Genomic DNA, 5,453 nt, shown 5'->3' on the forward strand with positions numbered 1-5,453 from the left:
AAATCCGATAGGGGTGGGTGGAGACAGTGGCGGATGCGGCACCCCGGTCCGCATCGCCGCTGCACACCGGTGACCCACGCAGGCTCGGGCCCTACCACCTGCATGGCCGGCTCGGCCAGGGCGGGATGGGCACGGTGTACCTCGGACGACGCCCGGACGGCCCGTTGGTCGCCGTCAAGATGATCCGGCCCGACTTCGCCCGTGCACCGGAGTTCCGGGAGCGATTCCGGCGGGAGGCGGTGAACGCCCGCCGGGTCGCGCGGTTCTGCACAGCCGCTGTCCTCGACGCCGACCCCGATGCCGACCAGCCCTACCTGGTCACTGAATACGTCGAAGGGCTGACGCTGTCCGTGACGGTCTCGGAGCAGGGCCCGCTACGCTCGACAGACCTCGAACTGCTCGCCGTGAATGTCGCGACCGCGCTGACCGCCATTCACAACGCTGGCGTAACTCATGGTGACCTCACGCCGTCCAATGTGCTTGTTTCCGCCATGGGACCCAAGGTGATCGACTTTGGGATGGCGCGCACAACGGCGCTCACCACAATCAGCGGCGACAAGCAGCGGATCGGAACCCCTGGCTTCATGGCGCCAGAACAGATCGTCGGAGACGAGATCACCCCAGCGGTGGACGTCTTCGCCTGGGGCGGCGTCGTCCTCTATGCGGGCACCGGCCGCCTTCCGTTCGGGCAGGGGCCGACCGACGCCTTGCTGTACCGGGCCGTGCACACCCAGCCATGCCTCGATGGCCTGGATGACGAGCTGAGTCTGCTTGTCGAAGAAGCCATGGGCAAGAACCCGGCCGAGCGGCCCAGCGCCCAGAACCTGCTCGTGCGTCTCCTCGGTGATCCATCGATGGCCGAAACCGTCTTGACCGAACCAGCGTCCCCGCCGCACGCGTCCCCAGCGGAACGGCGACCGCACCAGCCGGGCGTCACGCCGATTGCGTCGTTCCCCGCGCCAGCGGCCGCGAACCCACCGACGCCGTCCCGATCACAGGGCCAAGCCCGATCACAGGCTCCGGCGCGCATACCGGCGCCCAGCCCCGCGTCTGCGCCTCCGACACCCCCGAGACCTCAGGCACCCCAGAGACCCCAGACACCCCAGACGCCGACGCCTCCGACGACACCGACACCGACACCGAATGGGTGGCCTTCCCGGCCGTCGTTGCCCGCGCGGTGGTGGCGGTGGGCTGTCGGCAGGCGGGCGATTCTCGCCGGATTGTTCGCGTGCATCCTGGTAGCGGGAACCCTCGCCACGGTGCTGACATCGCGGTCCTCCCCCGGCAGGTCCCAGGACGCTTCCCGCCGGCTCACCACAGCGGCGGACACGCAGCGTGCGAAAGACCCGGCACTGGCCGCCCGGCTCAGCCTCGCTGCCTGGAAACTGTCCCCCACGCCCGAGGCCCGGCTCGCAATGATCACATCTTTCGTCTGGCCGTCGGCCACCCCCGTTGCCATGCCCACGAAGTCCGTCAGGGCAATCGCGCTCAGCTCGGACGGCCGGCTGCTCGCGGGCTCCGGCCCGGGTCCTGGCTCCGACGGTATTGTTGCCCTCTTCGATGCCACCAGTCACGCCCCGGTGATGCCTGCGGCTACGCTCAGCGAGCGAACAGGGCAGGCCAACAGCATGGCGATCAGCCCGGACGGACGTCTGCTGGCTACTGCCGGCCCGGACAGCACCTGCCGCCTCACCGATGTCTCCGACCCGTACCGGCCAGCTGCGCTGTCCACGCTGGCCGGCCATATCGACCCGGTGAACGGCGTGGCGTTCAGTCCGGACGGCCGCACCGTCGCGACCGCAAGCGATGACCGCTCGGCGCGGCTGTGGGACGTCTCCGACCCGCGACACCCGATGTTCCTGACGAGCCTCTATGGCCATCTCGGCCCTGTACAGAGCGTCGCGTTCGCGCCGGACGGGCGGATCCTGGCCACCGCCTCGGTCGATGGCACGGCCCGGCTGTGGGGCATCAGCGACCGTCAGGCCCCGCGTTCACTTGCGACGATGACCGGCCACAACGGGGTCGTGGAGGGGATCGCTTTCAACCAGGACGGACATCTGCTCGCCACTGGCGGTGACGACCACACCGCACGGCTGTGGGATGTCTCCGACCCCGCTCGCCCGGCCCCCGACGCGGTGCTGACCGATCACCTCGACTGGGTGACCGGTGTGGCGTTCGGTGGCGGCTGGCTCGCCACGGCAAGCCTGGACGCAACGGTCGGCCTGGTCGACGTGACCAGCCCCCGCGACCCCGTCCTTGCGCGCCTCACCGGCGCACCGGCTGGCGGCGTGCAGACGGTGGCGTTCGATGCCGGCGGCGAGACGTTGGCCACGGCCGGCAACGACGCGACGATCAGACTCCTGCGGCTCGACCCCACCCGGCTCGCCACTGCGGCATGCGCAGACCCGGGCAACCAGCTGACCCCGCAGGAGTGGAGCCGATTCCTTCCCGACATGGCTTACCGACCGCCCTGTGGGTAGCTGTCCGAGAATGTCAACCTGGCCGCACCGGGCCGACCCCCTTGGTGAGTTCGTCCACCTTCTCGACCGATTCCTTGATCTCCGCCTCGTCGCGAGGCACGGTGTGGGCCGCCACGGCGATCTCCGCTTGATTGGACAAGTAGAACCTGACGAACGCTGCCACCGCGGGACGGCGCAATGCCGCCGACCGGACATAGATGTAGAGCGGCTTGCACAACGGCAGATACCGACCGGCGCGGGCGTTTTCCAGGGTCGGCTCAACGCACCCCGACCCATTGTTGATCTGGACTCCGCTGACACGGTCGGTGTTTGCGGCCAGGGTCGGGAAATCCACATACCCCACCGCGCCCCTGGTCGACCCCACTGCCTGGGCAATGGCGTTGCCGTCGGAATAGCTGCGGAAGTCCGTCCGGCCCTCCTCCCTGCCATTGTTGACTCCGGCGTTGAAGAAGGCGTTCGGGATCGAGCCGGGGTTGAAACCCGCCGGTGTCAGAGGAACATCCGGGAAGGACGGGTCGACCTGCCGCCACGAACTGATCGTGGATTCCTTCCCCCAGACTGCGTGCAGTTGCGCGAGGGTGAGGCAGCGCGCCCAGGTGTTGCTCCTGTCCACCACGACCGGCAACGTCTCGTGCGCGACCTCGAAGGCACTCACCTGATCCTGCCCGCACGCGGCGGTGGGTTCCTTGGGGAATGACGCACCGCTGATGTCAAGCTGGCCTTGGCACAACTTGGCGAAGCCGTCGTCGGTATTCACCGCACGGGTTGTCACCTGGACGTCGCGCTGCTGTCTGCGGAACAGCGCGTAAGCGGTCTCCGTGACCGGTGCCACCTCGATCGAGCCACCCACGGTGACGTCGTTCGCGCCCGGGTTGGGCACGTCCCCGACCACAGGCGGCGGGAGGTTCTCGGCCTGTTCCTGCGCCCGGTAGACCCACGGCGAGGCGTAGTGGTACTCCTCGGCCCCGCCTCCGGAGCTCCCGCCACCGAACAGGACGACCGCGATGACAATCAGCGGAATCATCCAGATGATCATAGCCGCAAATGCCCATGGGTGCCTGCGCGCAGGACCGGTCAGCCGCCGAGATCCATGACCGGCAGGTGCTACGGGTTCGTGCGCGGACGCCTCGCCCTGCCCCGTGCCTGCCGCACCCGGACGCGACCGGTAGCGATCGGCCGGCGGCACGCTCGTGGGCAGTGGCGGGGCGATGAGGCCCGTGGGAGGTATGCCGGTCCGCTCCTCGTCGGCAGCAGGCCCGTCATCGCCGGCAGGCCCCTTGACAGGCCCATCGACGTGGTCGACCGCGTCAGGGGATGCCAGCTCGGGCGATGCCTCGTGCGCCGCGATCAGGGCCGTGCCAAGCGCGATCTCCCCGGCCGGACGCACATCGAGCATCACGTCCGCGCCCAGCTCGGCCACCAGCAGATCGTGGACGAGTGGGGTGTGCACCAACCCGCCGCACAGCAGGACCGCGCCGAGGTCGGAGGGGTCTACCGGCACGGACAGGAGCGTGCGGCGCAGCGCGGCCACAGTCTCGGTGAGAGCCGGCCGGGCGAGCGCGTCGAACTCTTCCCGGGTTATCCGAACCGTGGTGACAACCGAGGGCAGGACAACACCGATCTCGGCCTCGGTGTCATCGGACAACGTCTCCCGAGCCTCGGTACATTCGGCACGTAGCCGGGCGAATCCGGACAGCAGAGCAGGGTCGATCGGCGGCACCGTGCGCGGCATCGTGGTGATCTCCGGCGGAGCCGTCCACGGAAACCCCGCCACCCTGTCGCCCAGGACATTCATCACGTGTCCGAGGACGGCCTCGTCCAGATCACGACCGCCCATGTGCTCCAGCCCGTCGGGGTGGCCGCGCAGGACCCACCGGCCGCCGTCCGGCCTGTCGCCCGAGCCTTCCTCCGAGCCTGCGTCCAGGCCCACGACGGCGGTGTCGAACGAGCCGGCGCCCAGGTCGTAGACGGCGACCGGATCCCCGGTCCGGGCCGACAGGTGCTGGCGGTAGGTAGCGGCCGCCACCGGGGCGGGACAGGTCGCGAAGGTGGGCGAGCCATCGACGGAGATCTGGTGGAGCGCGCCCGACAACAGATCGATCTTGTAGGGCGACCAGCTCGCCGGATGGCTCACGGTGATGCTCGTCGGCGGGCCGCCGGTCTGGCTGACCACCTCTGCGACCACATGACTGAGCAACCGTGCGAGCAGGGACGCCACCGGCAGGGATGCGCCACCGATGAGCAGTGGCGTTGGATCACCCAGGCGACGAGGGAGGTCCGACGCCGCGCGCGCCGGGTCCGCCAGCGCCCGGCGACGGGCCGCGTGCCCGAACAGTGTCGACCCGTCCGCTCCCAGGTAGAGGACGGCCGGCAGCCGTGACCCGGCTCCGCCGAACGAAACGACTCTGACACGGCCGCCATCAGCGAGAGCGGCCGTCACCCATGCCGACCCCACATCGATGGCAAGTTGGTACTCCACGTCCGTGCCGCCTCCTCATCGGGCTGGTACAGAGATCGGGCTGGTACAGAGATCGGGCTGTCCGGAATCCACATCCGACATCAATCATCATTTCCGGCAGCCCGCAGCCACCCCGGGCCACTCGGTGGGATGCCCATAACGGCGCTGCGCCGAACGCCCGGGATGGGGTGAATAACCGATCACCGCGGTTTACGCAACGGCATCATCAGCTTTTACACGCTATTATTTCCGTAATATACATACAAGACTTGGATATTTCAGAAGAATATTTTCCGGACTGGTCGGTGGAATCCTTCGACACAGTGCCGCCAGCGCCATACAGTGCCGCCAGCGCATATTTCAGGCAGCGCGGTTGCCCACCGGGCTTGTCGCGGGGACGGTTTATCCAGCAACCCGACGGCGTGACGGAGGTAGGCCCGGTGTCCGACCCGAAATCGGTTGAGGCGGTCGTAGCCGCCGCGGGAACCCCGTTGGGACGGTTCGACCCGACCAGG

2 protein-coding genes are annotated in these 5,453 nt (G+C 68.6%); one reads left to right on the forward strand and one right to left on the reverse strand.

What is annotated here, in order from left to right:
• The first annotated feature begins 26 nt into the window (after positions 1-26).
• On the forward strand, positions 27-2,480 hold the full coding sequence (locus tag U9980_RS20935; protein WP_322769479.1) for a serine/threonine-protein kinase: 2,454 nt from the start codon (positions 27-29) through the stop codon (positions 2,478-2,480).
• 13 nt (positions 2,481-2,493) lie between these two features.
• Here U9980_RS20935 and U9980_RS20940 read toward each other — a convergent pair whose 3' ends face one another.
• On the reverse strand, positions 2,494-4,959 hold the full coding sequence (locus tag U9980_RS20940; protein WP_322769480.1) for a substrate-binding domain-containing protein: 2,466 nt from the start codon (positions 4,957-4,959) through the stop codon (positions 2,494-2,496).
• Positions 4,960-5,453: the final 494 nt, after the last annotated feature.

This window comes from Protofrankia sp. Cr1 (genome assembly GCF_963555865.1).
Classification (GTDB): Bacteria; Actinomycetota; Actinomycetes; order Frankiales; family Frankiaceae; genus Protofrankia.